The organism is Fontibacillus panacisegetis, from assembly GCF_900102215.1.
In the GTDB taxonomy this organism is placed as follows: domain Bacteria; phylum Bacillota; class Bacilli; order Paenibacillales; family Paenibacillaceae; genus Fontibacillus; species Fontibacillus panacisegetis.
Genome location: NZ_FNBG01000020.1, coordinates 38636 through 56776, shown reverse-complemented (window position 1 = coordinate 56776; position 18141 = coordinate 38636). Strand labels below are relative to the sequence as shown.

The 18141-nt window shown below is 39.0% G+C and carries 18 protein-coding genes; 1 reads left to right on the top strand and 17 read right to left on the bottom strand.

The annotated features are described in order from the left end of the window. Window positions 1-13: 13 nt before the first annotated feature. The 13 genes from BLS49_RS16300 to BLS49_RS16240 form a co-directional block, all read right to left on the bottom strand. Window positions 14-1177, bottom strand: a complete 1164-nt coding sequence (locus tag BLS49_RS16300) for a phenylacetate--CoA ligase family protein (RefSeq protein WP_091232889.1) — start codon at window positions 1175-1177, stop codon at window positions 14-16. Window positions 1178-1185: 8 nt separating this feature from the next. Then, a complete protein-coding gene (locus tag BLS49_RS16295) occupies window positions 1186-1440 on the bottom strand; it encodes an acyl carrier protein (RefSeq protein ID WP_091232886.1) in 255 nt (84 codons plus the stop codon). Window positions 1441-1447: 7 nt separating this feature from the next. Further along, window positions 1448-2959, bottom strand: a complete 1512-nt coding sequence (locus tag BLS49_RS16290) for a class I adenylate-forming enzyme family protein (protein WP_091232883.1) — start codon at window positions 2957-2959, stop codon at window positions 1448-1450. 15 nt (window positions 2960-2974) lie between these two features. Beyond that, entirely contained in the window at window positions 2975-4108 is a 1134-nt protein-coding gene (locus BLS49_RS16285) for an aminoacyl--tRNA ligase-related protein (RefSeq protein WP_091232879.1), read from the bottom strand. Beyond that, complete coding sequence (locus BLS49_RS16280; RefSeq protein ID WP_245742483.1) at window positions 4108-4371, bottom strand: acyl carrier protein; 264 nt, start codon at window positions 4369-4371, stop codon at window positions 4108-4110. The genes BLS49_RS16285 and BLS49_RS16280 overlap by 1 nt, the downstream gene beginning before the upstream one ends. Continuing rightward, the gene (locus BLS49_RS16275) at window positions 4358-5455 is read right to left on the bottom strand and encodes a hypothetical protein (protein WP_091232872.1); all 1098 of its coding nucleotides are present in this window, start codon (window positions 5453-5455) and stop codon (window positions 4358-4360) included. The genes BLS49_RS16280 and BLS49_RS16275 overlap by 14 nt, the downstream gene beginning before the upstream one ends. A 14-nt stretch (window positions 5456-5469) precedes the next feature. Beyond that, complete coding sequence (locus BLS49_RS16270; RefSeq protein WP_091232868.1) at window positions 5470-6636, bottom strand: glycosyltransferase family 2 protein; 1167 nt, start codon at window positions 6634-6636, stop codon at window positions 5470-5472. Window positions 6637-6639: 3 nt separating this feature from the next. Beyond that, on the bottom strand, window positions 6640-7644 hold the full coding sequence (locus BLS49_RS16265) for a hypothetical protein (RefSeq protein ID WP_139173149.1): 1005 nt from the start codon (window positions 7642-7644) through the stop codon (window positions 6640-6642). A 154-nt stretch (window positions 7645-7798) separates the two neighbouring features. Further along, a complete protein-coding gene (locus BLS49_RS16260; RefSeq protein ID WP_091232862.1) occupies window positions 7799-8734 on the bottom strand; it encodes an NAD-dependent epimerase/dehydratase family protein in 936 nt (311 codons plus the stop codon). Between the two features lie 81 nt (window positions 8735-8815). Next, on the bottom strand, window positions 8816-9922 hold the full coding sequence (locus BLS49_RS16255; RefSeq protein WP_091232859.1) for an aminotransferase class V-fold PLP-dependent enzyme: 1107 nt from the start codon (window positions 9920-9922) through the stop codon (window positions 8816-8818). Next, on the bottom strand, window positions 9919-10815 hold the full coding sequence (locus tag BLS49_RS16250) for an NAD(P)-dependent oxidoreductase (protein ID WP_091232855.1): 897 nt from the start codon (window positions 10813-10815) through the stop codon (window positions 9919-9921). The genes BLS49_RS16255 and BLS49_RS16250 overlap by 4 nt, the downstream gene beginning before the upstream one ends. After that, the gene (locus BLS49_RS16245; protein WP_091232851.1) at window positions 10812-11627 is read right to left on the bottom strand and encodes an acetoacetate decarboxylase family protein; all 816 of its coding nucleotides are present in this window, start codon (window positions 11625-11627) and stop codon (window positions 10812-10814) included. Before BLS49_RS16245 ends, BLS49_RS16250 begins: the two co-directional genes overlap by 4 nt. Continuing rightward, a complete protein-coding gene (locus BLS49_RS16240) occupies window positions 11617-12162 on the bottom strand; it encodes a hypothetical protein (protein WP_091232845.1) in 546 nt (181 codons plus the stop codon). The genes BLS49_RS16245 and BLS49_RS16240 overlap by 11 nt, the downstream gene beginning before the upstream one ends. Before the next feature lie 749 nt (window positions 12163-12911). On the opposite strand from BLS49_RS16240, the gene BLS49_RS25635 reads away from it, so the two are divergent. After that, a complete protein-coding gene (locus tag BLS49_RS25635; RefSeq protein WP_217640069.1) occupies window positions 12912-13115 on the top strand; it encodes a hypothetical protein in 204 nt (67 codons plus the stop codon). A gap of 937 nt (window positions 13116-14052) precedes the next feature. On the opposite strand, the gene BLS49_RS16230 is transcribed toward BLS49_RS25635, so the two are convergent. Genes BLS49_RS16230 through cobT form a run of 4 tightly spaced genes read right to left on the bottom strand, consistent with a single transcriptional unit; the run spans window position 14053 to window position 18107 of the window. Then, the gene (locus BLS49_RS16230; protein WP_245742479.1) at window positions 14053-15642 is read right to left on the bottom strand and encodes a cobyric acid synthase; all 1590 of its coding nucleotides are present in this window, start codon (window positions 15640-15642) and stop codon (window positions 14053-14055) included. A gap of 22 nt (window positions 15643-15664) precedes the next feature. After that, window positions 15665-16468: an adenosylcobinamide-GDP ribazoletransferase gene (cobS, locus tag BLS49_RS16225; protein WP_091232839.1), complete on the bottom strand. Its 804-nt coding sequence runs from the start codon at window positions 16466-16468 to the stop codon at window positions 15665-15667. Then, window positions 16465-17028, bottom strand: coding sequence for a bifunctional adenosylcobinamide kinase/adenosylcobinamide-phosphate guanylyltransferase (gene cobU / locus BLS49_RS16220; protein WP_091232837.1), 564 nt, complete (start codon window positions 17026-17028; stop codon window positions 16465-16467). The genes cobS and cobU overlap by 4 nt, the downstream gene beginning before the upstream one ends. Then, window positions 17025-18107, bottom strand: a complete 1083-nt coding sequence (cobT, locus tag BLS49_RS16215) for a nicotinate-nucleotide--dimethylbenzimidazole phosphoribosyltransferase (RefSeq protein WP_091232834.1) — start codon at window positions 18105-18107, stop codon at window positions 17025-17027. Before cobT ends, cobU begins: the two co-directional genes overlap by 4 nt. Window positions 18108-18141: the final 34 nt, after the last annotated feature.

Genomic DNA, 18141 nt, shown 5'->3' with positions numbered 1-18141 from the left:
CCCTCCTTTTTTCCTAGATATAACTATGGAAATTTTTTATTTTTCCTGATGGCAATCTTGGAATTTCATCCACGTAACGAAGATCAATATGTATCTTATTTCCCAACTCTGACCGGGTAAAGGCTAGTAATAATTGCTCCGATAGATGTGTATAATTCGGTCCCTTGACAATAAATATAACAATATGATTTAGACTGTACTGTTCCACTCTGAACCCGTCAACGACATCGTGATTGCACTTCATCAATCTATTGAGAATGCGGTTGAATAAATTATTACCTAACATATTCGTCCCTTTTAGTATATCTCCAGTTCTTCCTCCATACAGCGTTATGACTGGAGACTTACTTCCACAATCGCACCCTTTAGTTTCAATGGTACCAAGGTCTTGCAGGTTATAACGAACAAATGGCATTAGTTTATTAAAAAGACTAGTAACCACTAACTCTCCGATATTAGGATTATCTAATGAAAGGTTTGTGGGGATCTGCTCCAAGATAAATAAATTATCCTGCAGATGTAAATTTCCACAGTTGCATTCATAAGCAATGCACCAAGTTTCCTTCGTTCCATAATGGTTAATCGTTGTGCAATTAAAAATGCTTTCAATATACTTGCGTTTCTCAGGGTCTACATACTCCCCAAAAAATTCAATAAAATGGATACATTTTTCACGATATTCAACTTTTCCTCTCTCAATGAGACGGGCATATTGTTCAATAATTGAAATTGGTGCTGAAATCCACCTCGGTTTTTTGTTTAGTAGAACTTTTAAAAACACTGTCATTGTTTCTTCATTAGTGTCAATGAAATTACCTATCTCTTTATAAACCTGTTCTCCAAATAAATTTATAAAGTTATTAAAACTAACTTCTGGATCTCTTCTCTTTCTTTGTTTCCAAATATTCATACTTGCTGTCATCCGTTCCGAGATAGTTTTGAGACAGCGAAGTGGCACACCAGTTGAACCACTGGTCAATTCCTCAATTGCATCATCGCAACCTTCTGAAAAATAATTATCATATTGATTTCGTATAATACTCTTCGAAATTATAGGCAGCTTTTCAAAAACAGCCGCAGTTTCAACATCATCAATCTTTTTTAACAAATCTCTATAGAAATGATTATTTCTTCTTAAAAACGAAAATAATGTTTCAAGTTTGCCGAGTGTATTCATAATATCAATCACCCCTTTTTTGAATCTTTACGATGCTCCACATAAGCTTTGACTGCACCGACTGTTGAAAAATATTCTGCATTTAAATCTTCATCAGGTACCATTATGCCGTTCTCTTCCAAAAATGATATGAATGCAACAATAGTTAATGAATCAATACCTAAATCACGGATTAATTCAGTTTGGTTATTAATGACTAAGTTATACTTATTCCCAAGGTTAGACAGTTCTTTCAATTTATCTTCGATATTAATCTCCAACATTGAACTTTCACTCTCCTTTTAGAATCTGTATAAGCCTTTTTCGATTAGTTTTTCCATTCAAAGATAGTGGAAATGAGGAAAAGAGCTTAATTTCGGATGGAATCTTCCATGGTTCAAGATATTTTTTACAGCATTCTAAAGTTTCATATACCAACTCCACAAAATCAAATTTCATAGGTTCGCTATCAGGTATTATACATCCGACGATTTTGTTCATATTTCTATTGTCAATTACAGAAACCACTGCAGCATCCCTTACACCTTGAACGTGGGCAAGAATAACTTCTTCAATTTCTGCCGGATCCACTCGGTAACCTTTATGTTTGAATTGATCGTCTATTCTGCCATGAAAATAAAGAAAACCATCCTTATCTCTACTAAATAAATCTCCAGTATAAAGAATCTTCATTTTCCCATCATTGGTAAAGGTCTTATCCCTCTCCCTTCTCCAATAGCCCATGCATACATGGGGGCCAGATACAACCAGTTGTCCAACCTTGCCAAAGGAGCATTCATTGCCCAATTCATCCAAAATTGCAACCGTTGTTCCTGGTAGAGGAATACCTACAGAGTCTTGTTTCTTATGAAAATACTCATAGGGAAGAATAGAAACGCGCTTGCACTCAGATAAACCATACATTGGAAAAATGGAAGCATTAGGAAAGATGAGGGACATTCTCTCCATAATGGATTTTGGTAGAGCCTCCCCTGTGTTTGTCACACATTTGACAGTATTAAAAAAACTGCTTTGTCCCCTACAGATCAATGCAAACAGTTGGCGCATTCCAGGAATGACTGTTATTTCTTCAGAATCGATCAATTTATGTATACAAGCAGTAAAGATAGTTGGTTTTCTAAGATACAAAGTTGATTGCGAAAATAAAGACATAAAAACCTGATATAAACCATAATCAAATGATAATGGGAGGTAACTTAAAATCCTATCATGCGGTGAGTAATTTAAAACAGATGTAATTGTTTTCGTACAAAAAAAAATATTTTCAATACTTACCATAATCCCTTTTTGGTTGCCTATTGTTCCAGAGGTGAAAATAATAGCAGCAAGTTCTCCACTACGTATTATCTCTAACGTAGTTGTTTCACTCTGATCTATAAGCGTCTTAAAATCATAACTAACTGCTCCCCCCTCTTTTTCAGAGTATAATTCATCGTAAAAGGTTACAGTTTTTTTTTGTATGTTTTCTGTAACAGTAATTCTTGCTCCTACCTCTTGGCATATTGTACTGAAACGATTAATAGGGACTGATTCATGCACCGGTACTATAACAATTCCTGCTTCAATAGCACCTAGTATAGAAATAACTGTCTCGGAATCGTATCCACATTTTATAACTATTCGGTCCCCGCTTCTGCCCCCATGTTTTCTTAAAGCATAAGCAAAGCTCTTAACTTTTGTTCTTAATTCTCCGTAAGTCATAGATCCAGTTTCTGTATTTAATGCAACCTGTTCAGTCAATCCTTTACTCATCTGATCATAAAAACTCGTCTCTCTAGACATATCACTGCTTCTATCCTATAATTCCAATATAGACTTCACTACGGATGGCCATTTCTCTAACTTGTTTCCATACGTTGCAAGAAGAGCATACACCCATCGGTCTACCCCAAAAGCCACACAACCAGAATGGATTACTTCATTATTTACCCCTTTAACGTTAAACTTATGAGCAAGTGATTCCCTAACATTATTAAAAGATGCAATAGAAAAGTTCTTATTTTCTTTGTCGCTTTTGATATTAACTTCAAGTTCATATTTCATATCAGACAATATTTGAAATTGTCCTTTCTCAGCGTCCTCTGAGAAATAGAACGGATCGCTAGCAGTTGCGATTGATCCAGTCAGACCTATTTCATTGAAAACTTCCCAAACCTGGTTCATAATACTAGTTCGGACATCCTCTACTTCTTGGGGGGCTCCAAAGAAAACCAATTCAATCATAGTAAATTCTCTGATTCTATGCTTTGCAAGCCGCCATTTTGCCTCATGACGGAAGCAATTTCCTTCTATTGCGAATATAGCGGGTGTAATTATCCTCTTGTTGGACATTTCTTCATAGCAATGAAAGCACACAGCTGGAGAAAGTGCATCTCCACTCAATTGCGTATTATTTTGATCAATCCCCCTCTGCCTTACTGTTTCTAATTCTTTGAGCTGATGGGGAAACTGTGAGATCATATAGAGATTTTGAGGGAAGGACTCAGTGTAGTTACATTTTTGCAGCACACTTAGCGGAATAGTTGAGGGATATCTTCTTAAATCCGCATTCATTTTGTTTGCTATTTTCCTTGTCATATTCCTGACTGCATTCTCAATATGCATATCAATTGAATTCCGTATCATTGGATTAAAGTGATTACCGCCCTCAGAAAGCTCGCCGTTCTTATTAAGGTTAGTTGTAAGTACCTTGGTACGGAACGCTCGGATATTCTTCACTTTCTCAGACAAATGATCTGCAACCTGGATACATACATCAGGATCTGTAGACTGATCGAGCTTCATGATAAGCTCATTCGTTTCCTCTGAATATGACAGATCTTCTAAGCCCTCAATACTATAAGTTAATTTATCTAATAATAGCTGAACTTGTTTATCATTTAGATTTTTTTTAATTTTATAATTAAGTAGCATATGCAAACCCCATTTCATTACATTATTTTTGATTCAATTAAGCGAACTATCGACTGGATCGTTTTGAAATTATCAAATATTAACTCTTCATCTTCAAAAATTACATCAAACTTATCTTCTAGCATAACGACGATCTTTATAGTATTCATAGAATCTAGATTTAGTTCATCGGAAATGTCACCCTCATAGTCCAGATCGTTCAATACTTTGCCAATAAAATCTACAACTTTTGTATACAACTCATTCTCTTTGTACATTCTTAACCCGTTAATTGATTTCACCCCCAATATTCTTTGAATATAAGGCATTATAATAATCTTGTCTGTATGATGAAAGCAGCTTTAAACATGATTTATTATGAGAAAAGGCATCTTCCTTTAGCAATATAATTTCACGGAAAGAAGAAAAGTTAGATTCTGTTTGGTTGGCAATTAACTGCAAAATAATACGCCAGTATAAACATTGTTCATGATGAGGCTTATTAATTGAAATAATTAAAGCCAACATTATAAATTGGAATGTCACAATTAACCCATGGCCTAAAGTTGATTGATATTCCAACAGTTCGACTAGCCTGCATGATTCAGAAAAAGGAATGCCGAAATATGGACAAATTGCCCTCTCAATCAAATTGCCGATATTTATTTCTTGAAGATCTTTGGGATTGAATATTTCCCTTTTTAAAATGAACTGCTTAATTGTATCTAACGGTAAAATTTCCTGAACTGAATCGCTAAATGTTTTATCCAGTAGATCCTTATATAAAATTACTGTTTTTTTATAAGGAAAAAGATTCAATTTAAGACTTTCTAGCACTAGTTTAATTGTATGGTATGTATGTTCGGATCTTATATATACCCCTTTTTCTCCCATATTAAATGAGGGATGAAACAAATAGCATGAAATTTGGTGAATCGTTGTTTCGTAATAATGCTCGAACTGAACTGTTTGGAGAGGAGCTTCCTTTATTAGAAAACACTCATATAAAGGATTGCTTAATGATAGTTCAAGATCTCTTGCAAAGCAGGATTGCAAAAGCGGTAATTTATCAGCACGAGTTGTAATTACTGCTGATTCACCAAGTAATTTAACCAGCTTTTTATGAATATAATTAACTTCCTCTGCATCACATGAAGAACTGACGACTGCAACCAAATCAATATCTGAATTAAGCACTGCTTCATCATTAATCACTCTTATTGAAGGTTCTTTACGCGAAAGCGAGCCAGTTAAATATAAATTAAAAGAATTGCCCCAGGAAGAAACCTCTTCCTTGATTGCAAGGAAATTGTGTTCCAAACGTAAATTAACTTGTTTAGCGATTCTTTGAGATATAAACAAACTATTCTCAAAATAATTTTTCATAAAACTTCCTTCTTTTACTTTAATGTGAATGACTGAACAAGCTGGTTTGAAATAATATTTGAGATAACCTTCTCAGCATACAGATCACCGATTTGTTTGCTGAATTCAAATACCTCCTTCCCCAATGGCTTTGGATTATGAATCCACCAATGATGTATGGTTTGATAAAGCTCATTCTCGATGTCGCTGAAATAATCGGGATTCTGTGTTATATACTCCGGTCTCACAATAGTTCTTAATAAAATGTAGTATTCAGCAACATAACGTCTTTTTACGGCTCCAAAATCAATCGTTTCACTCATATTCTCCAAAACCGAGTACTCATCATCTTCTTTCTCAAGGCCCCTGAGATCTGTCATAACATTATTATAGGAAGTTCCACTAAGAAAATTATGCGGTTCCTTAAGCATTCTTCTTGGACAGGCCTGATAGGGGGCCTTATTTACATACAACAATTTTGCCCCAATCCGCTCCAATCGGAACATTAAACGCCAGCCTTCACCGTATACTTCACGTGTACAGGCTGAATCGTAAAACTCTCTTTTATACCCTCCAACATGTTCATATATACTTCGCCTAATGGCATAACAACTATCAGTAATGAACCTATTAAAATCAAAAAAGATTTTTTCCGTCAATAAGTAACGATTATTTTCATTACTGATCCAAGAAGTCGTTTCTTTATCAAAAAAAATTGTTCCTATTTCTCGAGCAAATTTCTTAGTAGTTTTCGGTATTTTGCTCCAAAATTCATAAGGAAAACACCCCGCAAAAGAAAGTATATCTGCATCGGTGTATTCAAACTTATTAAGTACTGTAATCATCCATCGTTCATGCAATAACGTGTCGGCATCTATACTTGCCAGAAATTCTGTTTTTTCAATTTCCGGATTTAATAGCAAGCTGTTAAAACCTGCAATTCTGGCAGGAATAACCCCTTTTTCTGTTTCTTGAATAATATACAGTGTCATTTCAGGATGTTTTTCTTTAAAGTCTTCAATTATTTGAACACTAAGATCAGTGCTTCCATTATCAACCATAATAAGTTGATAAAGCTTCGGATCAAAAGGCCGCCCCTCATGATCCATCTGGTTTAGAAGTGTTTGAAAAAAAGAAGGAAGTATTTCTTCCTCATTGTAAAAGGGAGTTATTATTGTTAATTTCCTTGTATTTTCAATCATTATTTAAATTCCTCCTCTTTCCCTAATCTGCCTTTCCAGCTTTGTCTCTTCGTCCAGTATGCTCCTTGCCATTCCGATCACTGTAGGGGCAAAATCAGAACTCTTAACACTATTAATTATTAAATTGGATAGGCTTATCCAGTCTTGAAATACTTTTTCTGATAAAATCCTTTCTTCATCGTTTTTTACTACTCTGTTAATGAGATGCAACCGCAATCTTGCCATCGGTACAATATTATAAAGTATTGTGAAATGGTACCCCTTAGCAAAATAGTCAATATTTCCCGACTTGGAAAAATGATGTTCCATATCTTGAATAAGGAGTTCAATTTCTTTATAAATATTCTTTTCCTTGCTTAGATATTGTTTATAAAAGCCTTTATAATCCACCGTAACAGGCGGATCACCTGCATATAATGATAAGAAGGAAGCGGACAAAAAATTCGAGTAGGTTGTTGGAATAAACCGAACAACTTCATCAAATGAAATTTCGTAAGCCTTCTCAACATCCATATCCAGAACGCGAAATTTTTGAAACTCCGAGATAGCCCCAATAACAAGGATTCCATGGGGATTATGTTTTTGTAAATATTTCTCGCTATTAGAATTATAATAATCATCGATAAATACGATAGGTAAACGCCCTAAAGATAGAAATTCAAGAATAGCCTCGACAATTGTTTTTTCACCATAAGCTTTTATTTCTGTATGTACACCTAATGTGTTTCTCATAAAATCAATGCACTCATAAAATGCTGATTCTTCATCGAATAGTGGGACGCCATTGGAATTGCAAATTCGCAATGGTTTCCATCCCCAAGGATTTCCACTAAATTTTTGATTTATATAGTAGTAGTCTAACGAAAAAAACTTTAGGTTACATGACGAAAGGAACAGTATCATATCCTCAGTTAAAGAAGGCCTAAAAAAATTACAACAACTGATAAAATAGCTGCCAAAACAATTGGCAAATGGAGCCGCAGGATGGGTAACTTCCTTTAATAACATAATTGCATCCCCTTAAAAGTCTCTAGAATTCCTGGATAAGTATATAACTGGATATAAGAATAGCCCTTCCTTAGCTTATGTAGATGTTACTCTCGTAAGTAAAGAAGCGCTATCTTAAGCAGATGCCAACTTATTGAAATAATTAAAAAACTATTTATTCCGCATGGTTTATGATGTACGAATAAGTTTTTTTAATGCCTTCCCTAAGATCAATTTTTGGCGACCAACCAAGTTCTTTCTGTGCCATTGTACTGTCTATAGCACTTCTTCTCACATCACCTACACGTTCACTTTCCACAATTAACTCCAATTTTGTGCCTAGAACTTCTTGCATTGTATCGTACAGGTCTGCAATGTATAGTTCCTTCCCAGTACCGATATTCAACACAACATTCTCGCCTTTCGTTAAACTAAGAACATTTGCTTCCGTTATATCATCAATATAAACATAATCCCTAGTTGTACCTCTTGGCATGTCCGAATAAGTCAAAAGTCTGGATGGTTTCCCAGCTATAGCATTATTCATGAATATTGGCAATACCCCGCATTCACCGTCCGGTATTTGCCGTGGCCCATAAACATTAGCATAGCGGAGACTAACGTAGGTTAATCCGTGAGTAACCTCATAAAAGTTAAGATACTTTTCGCCTACAAACTTGGTAATTGCATATGGAGAAATCATATTAGGTATGTATTCCTCATTGGTCGGAATTTGGTCGGCGTCACCGCTCAAAGCACCTCCCGAAGAAACAAAGATCATTTTCTTAACATTGTGCTTAACGCAACAATTTAACACGTTTATCAAACCAAGAACATTAATCTCCGCATCCAGAGCGGGGTCGTCTACAGATTTAGGCACAGATTTCTGTGCTGCATGATGATCAACTACATCTGGTTTTTCCAATTCAAAGACCTTATCCAACTCTGTTGAACGGATATCTAATAAATAAAATCGTGCTTTTGGATTAAGGTTAGTGAGTTTGCCAGAACTTAAATTGTCTACAACCACAACATCATGGCCCTCATCAATAAACCGATCCACCACATTTGAACCAATAAAACCTGCACCACCAGTAACTAAGACCTTCATTCGAAACACTCCTTTATATTATTTAATAATTAGCAAGAACTGAGAAATAATTAAGGTAGGTAAATTAAGCAAATTCCATATCTAAAGGCACTTAGCAAATATTTTTTCCATCTCTGTAAATGAAGATTCACATAAAAGATGAGATATGGACAGCCTAACCCCTCCTATTAACCCAATGAATTTACAAACAATTCCTTCATTAGATAAGTCAACATTTAACTGGTTGGAATCCCTGTTTTCATCAAAAAAAGTAAGAATGCCGTTATATGGTGGTATGGACAACATTGAAGTACTTCTTCTAGTAGACAAAAGTTGAACAACTCGATGCGTATTATCTTTAATTTTTTGATAGCGGTTCAACATTCCTTCTCCCAAATATGCTTCCAGAGCAGTCTGCAATCCCGAAAGTAGCGAAAAGTTTAATGTCGATACTTCAAATCTTGCGGCACTTGGTTTATAATTCATTGTCTCGAAATCAGCAACCGATCTCCAACCGGAAAAGTGCGGAGTAATCCTTTCAATTTGATCTCTTCGGACATATAATCCTCCGCATCCCGGAGGACCATTCAACCATTTTGAACATGTCCATGCGTAACTGTCACATTGGACTTTCTCAATATCCAGCGGTATATGCCCAACTGCTTGGGCACCATCGACTAATGTAAAAACTCCGTGTTTTTTAAAAAGACTACACATTTCCTCAACAGGAAGTTCTGCACCATTTGTGAATAATATATGACTAAAAAAGGCGAGTTTTAATCGAGGTGTTATAAGATTGCTTATTTTCTCCAATAAACCTTGCTTATTAAAAATACCATCCTCGAAATAAGGCGGAATATTAATTTCTTTAATATTTATCCCCTTGAAACGAGCAAGATTCATAAATGGAACAATACACGAATAATTTTCATGATTGGTGATAAGAATCTCATCCCCTGGTTTGAGGGATAGCCCATTCAATATTATGTTGACTCCCTCTGTTGTATTTGAAGTAACCACGATTTCATCAGTAGATGCATTAACTATATCACTTAGCAATTTACGGACATTCGCAAGGTTCTCAAATCTTTTTTCAAGAACTTTCATTGATGAGGGACCCAATGTATGTTCAAGTTCCATTGACGAATAAATTGATTGAATGACCTGTTCAGAGGGCAAACCTTCCATTGCTGTATTTAAATAAATCATGATGTACTTATCCTCCCAATGTTATATAATTTCCCTATAGCTGACATATCCAAATCTCCCCAGCCCGAGTTACGCGCAAGACTTAACATTTCCGCTGCAATTTTTGATACCGGAATCATTTGTTCGCAACTACTTGCGGCTTCAACCGCATAATGCAAATCCTTCGCTAGATTGGATAAAGAGCAATGGACATCTCCATGTAGGTCAGAAATCATTCTTTCCCCTTTGCTAGAACCTACCTGTTTGCTCCATCCGTTCTTTGAAAGAATTTCACCTGCAAGTTTGAGGTCGATGCCCATTGTCTTTGCAAGCCCTAAGGCTTCCGCAAAGGCAACAAGTATCGTACCACTGAGCATGTTATAGACCAGCTTAAATTTGCATGCATCTCCTGTATTTCCAATCCGAATAATTTCCTTTCCAAGATGATTTAATACTGGTGATACATTATCTATATCCTTCTGCGCTCCTCCAATAAAAATTGTCAATGTCCCATTCTCCACCCCCGACTTACTTCCTGTTACAGGACAATCAAGAGGTATTCCGCCAAACATAATGATATTTTTTTTCCAATGTTCGACGTAGTTTAATGATAATGTGGACATTTCAATGCAATAACAATCAAACTCTAACGAATACGCAGCGCCATCTTCTCCAAACCAAACCTCATTGCTCGCATGATCGTCTGAAACACAGGAGATAACATATTTTACACCTTTTACAGCATCACCAGCGCTACGGAACACAGCGTCTAATGAAGTAGCCAATTCCACTGATCTTTCATATTTCCGATTATACAAATGGAGTTTAAAACCTTGTTTCTGGAGATTCCTTATTATTCCTTTTCCCATTACTCCCGCACCGATAACAGCGATTCTCTTCTCCCTATCATTCATAGTTCAGATTCGTTAAAACGGTATAAGACTTTTCCACCATGCAGTACAAATCCCTCACTAAAAGTCCGGGCTGCAAGTATCTCTTTCGGTTGCAAAACAGAAATTTCTTCATCCGAAAAGGATTCGATTCGAACATCACCATTTGCCTTCCAGATATCCGTCTTGACTGCTTGATCGACAACGAGCTCAATCAATTCGTGCACACTCACTTCGTTCGCATCGTGAATATCGGGATAGTGCCTCATTACAAACATAGAGTTACCCGCATATTCATCTTTTTCCGTTTGCTCCAAGAGTTCAAGATTAATTTCCACATGTATCCCGTTGAAGGACTCGCATACCGCCTTCATCATAGTACCTTTACGTTGGGACCCAATCAGAGAATTTAAATTATGTAGCTTGGTAATATTAATTTGCCCCATTTTTTTACCGAATCCTAGAAGGAAACCTCTTAATAACGAGAAATCCTTATCTACCCATGTCAACGGAACGTACCAACCCTGTTTTCCCTTGTACTTGCAATGGAACTTGATTAGACATTCCTTGTATTGTGTTTTTTCTGGATGAAGATAAGCCATGTCCTCCGAACTGACCGAGGTCATATCCACCATTGTTATACTAACGACCCCGTTTAGTTCACTGACTTCTAATGGATAAGGGACAAATTTCCTAAAACTTTCAATATTTGTTCTATATATAACCTCAATTCCATCACCCCCAAAATACCAAGGAGGTTTTTCTACAAGTGATGACTTTCCTGTATCACTTAAAGGTAAACTGTAACCTTGTACTGTTGTTCCTTTAACCAACATTATTCTTCACCCTCCGGTATAACGTCCAGATCATATCAGGCCTAATTACGTCAAGGATTTCCAAATTATCATACTTAGTAATTACATCAAGGGAACCCAAACACATATCAACTTTTTGATCCACCACCATTTGAACGGCTGCCGGCTTATTATTTACATATGTAATGGCTGAGGGACTATCCTTGGCCAAGTGAGTCAAGAGTTTTTCAGTTGATGGATGAATAGCAATTGTAGAAGGAGAGGTACAAAACTTGTGCTTGGCAAGACATATTGGCTTGGTTGGAGAATAAAAACATTCGAACATCTCCATTTTACCGGTATAAACAAAATTCAAATCAACCCAGCTTTCAGTAATCTCCCCTCTATCTCCTCTATTAATATAACCTGCACTTATTAATGCTATCGTATTATTATTGTAAGCGTATTCTAAAGATGCATTGAAACTATCCAGAAGGATTACTTCTTCACTGATTTTAGTAGCTATATTTTCAGCATCTGTTCCCTTAGGTCCTAAAGTTACAACTTTCTTTAACACATAGATCCCCCTCCTTCCTTTCTGAAATCTTAAGATACAAAGTGATTAGTAAAGAGTGTATCATTCTATAAATTAAACCATAATAGTATAAATCCACCATTATCATTACTAAGTTATCACGATAAAAAAAAACATGCAATTAATTGTTAAAGTCTGGATAGTATATTAATATTCTTATATTTATAAAGTTACCATTAACAATTAAATCCCTTATTCATATTGAAGTAATGATCACAAATTGTGTTCGAAGACCAATTTTGTAAATAACCGCAATCGGTTAATCACCTATTTTTTCTCACTATTACGAATAATGATTCTTGTATATGAGCATTTTGTGTTAATCTAAGTCCTTGTTACACGAGGGAGTTTTTGATATAAAAAGAGACTTCCCCCTAACTTGGAGAAGTTTTCTGGTAACAGCACCAAAACACTCAAAGGGATTCTCTAAGAAAGTTTTTTCCTTTGAGGAGCCTAAAAAAATCGAATTTAAAGAACGACTGCTTCTTTTTTTCAGTGCACTTGACCTACATTCTTTCGCGAAGAAATTGAGAAGTCCCTCCCACTGGGGAGTGGATGGACATTGCCCTTAAGGCATTCTTCTTGCTTTACTCGCAGCTCCCTTAGCGAACATTGATACGTTTACCGGCCTACAACGCAGACTGAAGTTTGGCCCTCGTTTCCGTTACCAATGTGGGCTGCGGTTGGATCGCCCTGCCCACGCGAACGACGGAGTTGAAGGACCTGAGCTCATGACGCTTGCCGCTGCGAAATCAAAAGCAAAATTCCTCATTCTGGATGCGGGTTATAACCAAATGAAAAATTACGAGGCAGCCCGGAACGTCATGGTGCAAGCAATTATTCCATTGAATCCCGGAAATGAGAAGGAACCTCAAGCCGAGATCACCCGCAAAGGCACGCCCTGTTGTTCAATGGGCTTTCCCCTGACGTATTGATGACAATATAAGACACACTTTACATTCCTTTGTCCACATGCGAAAGGTCAAGTAGATTGTCATTTAGACACGACCGCCCGTTCGTCCTCTAACTATGGAAATGGTGATCTAAATCAAAAGTCAGGCAGATTCCGGCGCTTGCGCTACCGTATCGGGAAAGTCGAGACTGGAAGGAGCTTTACAATAGAACGAACCAATGTGGAACGCTGTAATACTCGAATGAAGACCTATCTAACCGCAGAATAACTCCATGTCTGGGGGATTTAAAAAGTGACTACTCAACAATATTTGAATGCGATTGTGTTACTGACTCTACACTTCGAAGCAACACGCCATAACACCGCTTAAAAATTTCATCATCACCGAAATTCTGCCCGTGTCTGCCCATGTGTCCTCAGATTCACAACACTGAAATTTCGCTGTGGTACAACTATGACTTTCAATCGAAAAATGAATTATGCAAAACTCTCATTCAAAAAGCAAAGTGATTGGCAGTGTAATATCAGTTATTTTCAGCCTTATGATCGTTAATTCAATTTGTGATTACCCTGACTCATTTTCAAATATCCAAAGGCAAAAAGAAAGAGCCACTTCAGTGACCCTGAACACGAATGGTGCTTATTGGATGTGTTGACTTACCAACCGTCTTCCTGCAACTAGGTCTTAATCTTGGACTGCTTGTCCGCTGGAGGTATGAAAGCTTCTTGCGATTTCGATATTGAGTCTCGATTCATCGATTATCGGTTACGGAACCTTTCTCTTCATTTTCGATTTTTTCTGTTCCCTTTAACGCGCTGATTATTGCTTGTGTCGCTATGGCGTAACGCTTCATTAGTCTTCTTTGTTACTTCCTCCACAATGACCTTCGTATGCGCATCCTTGTCAATCTTCGTCACAGTTCATCATAATGGGAAGGACTGCTTTTTATTAGTTTAAGTTATATAGAAATAATTCGATAAATTTGATCCATATCAAGGTGATTGCGTACATGCTCAGCCAGACGATTAAAAGCGGCTTCCTTCCGTGTTTCCGAAGTAAACGTTCCATTCAACGGAGCGAGCCCTTTATTCGTACGCATACCATTTAACCATGCTCTTCGCCAAGCATCATTATGGAACAACCCATGGATGTAAGTACCGAACACACGTCCATCCAAGGTAACTACGCCTTCGTGGCGGTATTCATTCTTGTTATCTTCTTCACGGATTTTAAATAAATGCATCAATTGCCCATTGTTGTACCTTGAGCAGTTGGAGGAGCCAGTTGTTATTTCAGTGTCACCTGCATGGATTTCATATCCACTCACTGGAATTTCCCCGTCAGAGGGATACAGCGGTAGAGAGATATCTTCTATCGTTAATCCCTCAACCCTTCGGGTTGTTTTTCCAGAATGGAAGGTTGTTACTAGCGGCAGATAGCTCAACCCTTGCGCGAATCTAGGCCCAGCGCTTTCTACAGCCTCTGGATCAAGCAGCTCTTCACCCAGCATTTGATAACCTCCGCAAATCCCCACTAACGAGGTATGACTATTTTGCTTCAATTGCTTCTGAATAGCCGTATCTATTCCTTGCTCTCGAACAAACGCCAAATCTCCAATCGTATCCTTTGTGCCGGGAAGAATAATTACATCAGGATTGCCTAAATCAGAGGATTTAGTTACATACCGCAACGAAACATCAGGCTCAGCGGCAACAATATCAAAATCCGTAAAATTCGAGATTCTAGGATAACGGATTACTGCGATATCAATGTCCTTATCCTTATGAACAGCTGAAGAATATGAATCAAGCACAACAGAATCCTCTGCTTCAATGTCCAGATCAGGCACAAATGGCAATACCCCCAGCACAGGAATCCCTGTTCTTTGCTCCAGCCAATCCAATCCTGGCTTCAGCAGTGAAATATCTCCTCTGAATTTATTTATGATAAAACCCTTTACTCGTTTACGTTCTGACGGCTCGAGCAATTCAAGGGTACCGACCAGGAAAGCAAACACTCCGCCACGATCAATATCGCCTACCAAAACTACCGGTGCATCGGCCCACTCCGCTAAATTCATATTTACGATATCCCGATGCTTCAGGTTGATCTCAGCCGGACTCCCCGCTCCTTCCATCACGACAATGTCATAGCTGTCACGCAGATGTCCGAGAGCTTCCATAACCAGAGGTTTCGCATATGGCAAAAAGTCCTCCCTGTACTTCACAGCACTGAGATGACTATGTGGCTTGCCATGCACAACGATCTGTGAATGCATTTCGCCAGTAGGTTTAATCAGGATCGGATTCATATCCGTAGTCGCCAATAAGCCGCTAGCCTCCGCCTGTATCCCTTGAGCATGTCCAATTTCCCGCCCATCCACCGTAACGTATGAATTTAACGCCATATTTTGCGATTTAAACGGAGCCACAGAATAACCATCCTGTAAAAAAATGCGGCATAGCGCTGTAACAATGACACTTTTGCCTACATCAGATGCTGTTCCTTGAATCATCAGTACCGCACCCGAGCGATGTAAATCTAACATCTGGCACTCCCTCCTCTATGTATTACAAATTAAGAAGGCAAAGCAGCAGCAAGATCGCTTCAAGTCCTTCGTTTAGTGCACCGTATGTATCTCCGGTTAATCCACCGAGCCTTGAGCTCATCCGGCTCGCGGCTAATGCGCCTACTCCGAGTGCTACTAGAGGAAGCAACACAAAGTAGGTAACTAAGAGCTGCCATTGAAAAGCGCCACTATCCCACGCAAATGCTGCCAGAATGCCTATAGCAGATATAAGCAGGGCAAAGCCCATAGATATTGCTACATCTCTATTTTTAATCCCATGAAACCGCACCGCCAATCCTTCTCCTTGACGAGCAGTCGGCCATATGCGCATCGCCCATACCATGAACCAGCGGCTCCATACAGGTGCTGTAAGCAAGGCAACTCCGGCAGAAAACTCCCCTTGATCCAATAAAGAAGAGATCAGGGTCATTTTGAACATTAATAGCAGCACGCAAGCCAATACGCCCATAGCACCGACACGGCTGTCCTTCATAATCTCCAGCATTTTATCACGTGATCTGTAGCTAAGCAGCGCGTCCGCAGAATCCATCCACCCATCCAGATGTAGTCCTCCGGTTAGCCATACCCAAACGATCAGCATAATTACGGCTGACGGTAAAGATGGAAGTACCATATTAGCTGCAATACCAATTGCCCCTACGACAAGCCCAATCGCTGCGCCAACGAGTGGATAGTACTTTGCACTTCTTCGCAGCAGCTCTGGTGTAAAATCCAGTTCCGCTTTCACTGGAAAACGTGATAAAAATTGAAAAGCGGCCAGAATCGGCCGTCCTTTGTCACTCATAATTGATACTCCCTGCTCTTAAGTTCGATGGCGATTCCTGCAGTTACGAGAAATAGTTGATCCGAGACCTGAGCCATTTTACGATTCAGCATGCCTGCCAAATCGCGATATTTTCGGCCAAGCGGATACTCAGGCACAATGCCGCTTCCCACTTCATTAGTGACCATAACCAGATGACCTTGAAAAACACTAACTGCTTCTACAAGCCGATCCATTTCCAGCAGGATGATTTGGTCTGAGTCAGGTTTTCCTTCAGCTGCAAGCAGCACATTGGTAAGCCAAAGAGTCAGGCAGTCAATCAAAACTACAGACTTCGCTAACTCTTCTGATTTCGCAGATTTGTGCAACAGCTCGACTAAATGTAGTGGCTCCTCAACCGTGCTCCATTGAAAACCGGACTCTACTCGCTGCTGCTGGTGCAGGGCGATACGTTCTTTCATTTCATCATCAAATGCTTGAGCCGTAGCTACGTAAAGACCGGAATCACCATGTTTCATGCACCAACGTTCCGCAAATGAACTTTTTCCGCTTCGCGCACCGCCTGTTACCGTTACAATCATTGCCCGTCCTCGTCAGCTGTTGCAGGTTCTGCCGAGGAAACCCCCGCGCTTTCAAACGTCGCCATTTCCGCCATGATCCGGCAAGCCGCATCGATTAAGTGTAATGCAAGCACTCCACCTGTCCCTTCACCAAGCCGCATATCCATATGTAACATTGGTTGAAGATCAAGTTCTTGCAATAACGAGGCATGTCCTTGCTCATGAGATACATGCGAAGAGATCATATAATTTGCGGATTCCGGTGCAATTCGCTGCGCTAACAGTGCTGCCGCACTGGAAATAAAGCCATCGATCACAACAGGGCAATGATTAGCTGCTGCCGCCAAAATAACCCCAGTCAAGCCAGCGATCTCTAAGCCGCCTACCTTGGCAAGAACATCTATTGGGTCGGTCGGGTCAGGTTCATTTATTTTTAGAGCACGCTCTACTACAGCTATTTTGTGACGCAATCGTTCATCGTTAATTCCTGTTCCCCGTCCTACGCTGCCTAATGGTGAAATGTCGGTCAACGCACTTACGATCGCCGCGCTTGCTGTTGTATTGCCAATCCCCATTTCGCCAGTTATGAACAGTGATACCCCGCGTACTACTGCTTTTTCAACAACTTCAGCTCCTATTAAAATGGCCTTTTCCGCCTCTTCTCGACTCATTGCAGGCCCTTGAGCCATATTAGCAGTGCCGTACCGCACTTTCCGCGAAATAAGATCTGGATGACTCAAGTCGGAGTTCACACCGATATCTACACAGTTCACTTCTGCACCGGCTTGTCTTGCCAGTACATTTACCGCCGCGCCGCCTGCCAGAAAGTTCAATACCATCTGCGGCGTAACCTCTGCAGGAAACGCACTAATTCCCTCCTCACAAACACCATGATCAGCTGCCATGACAATAACAGCTCGTTCAGTGAAAGAAGGCTTCACTTCTCCAGTAATTCCTGCCAATCGAACAGCTAAAGCCTCCAGCTTGCCAAGACTGCCTGGAGGCTTCGTCAAAATGTCCAAATGTTGTCCTGCTGCCACCATAGCTGCGGTATTCGGTGCTTGGATCAAACCCGCCAGCTCCTTAACTGATCGAATCATTAGTAATTCCCCTTTCAAGTCCATCAACAACGAT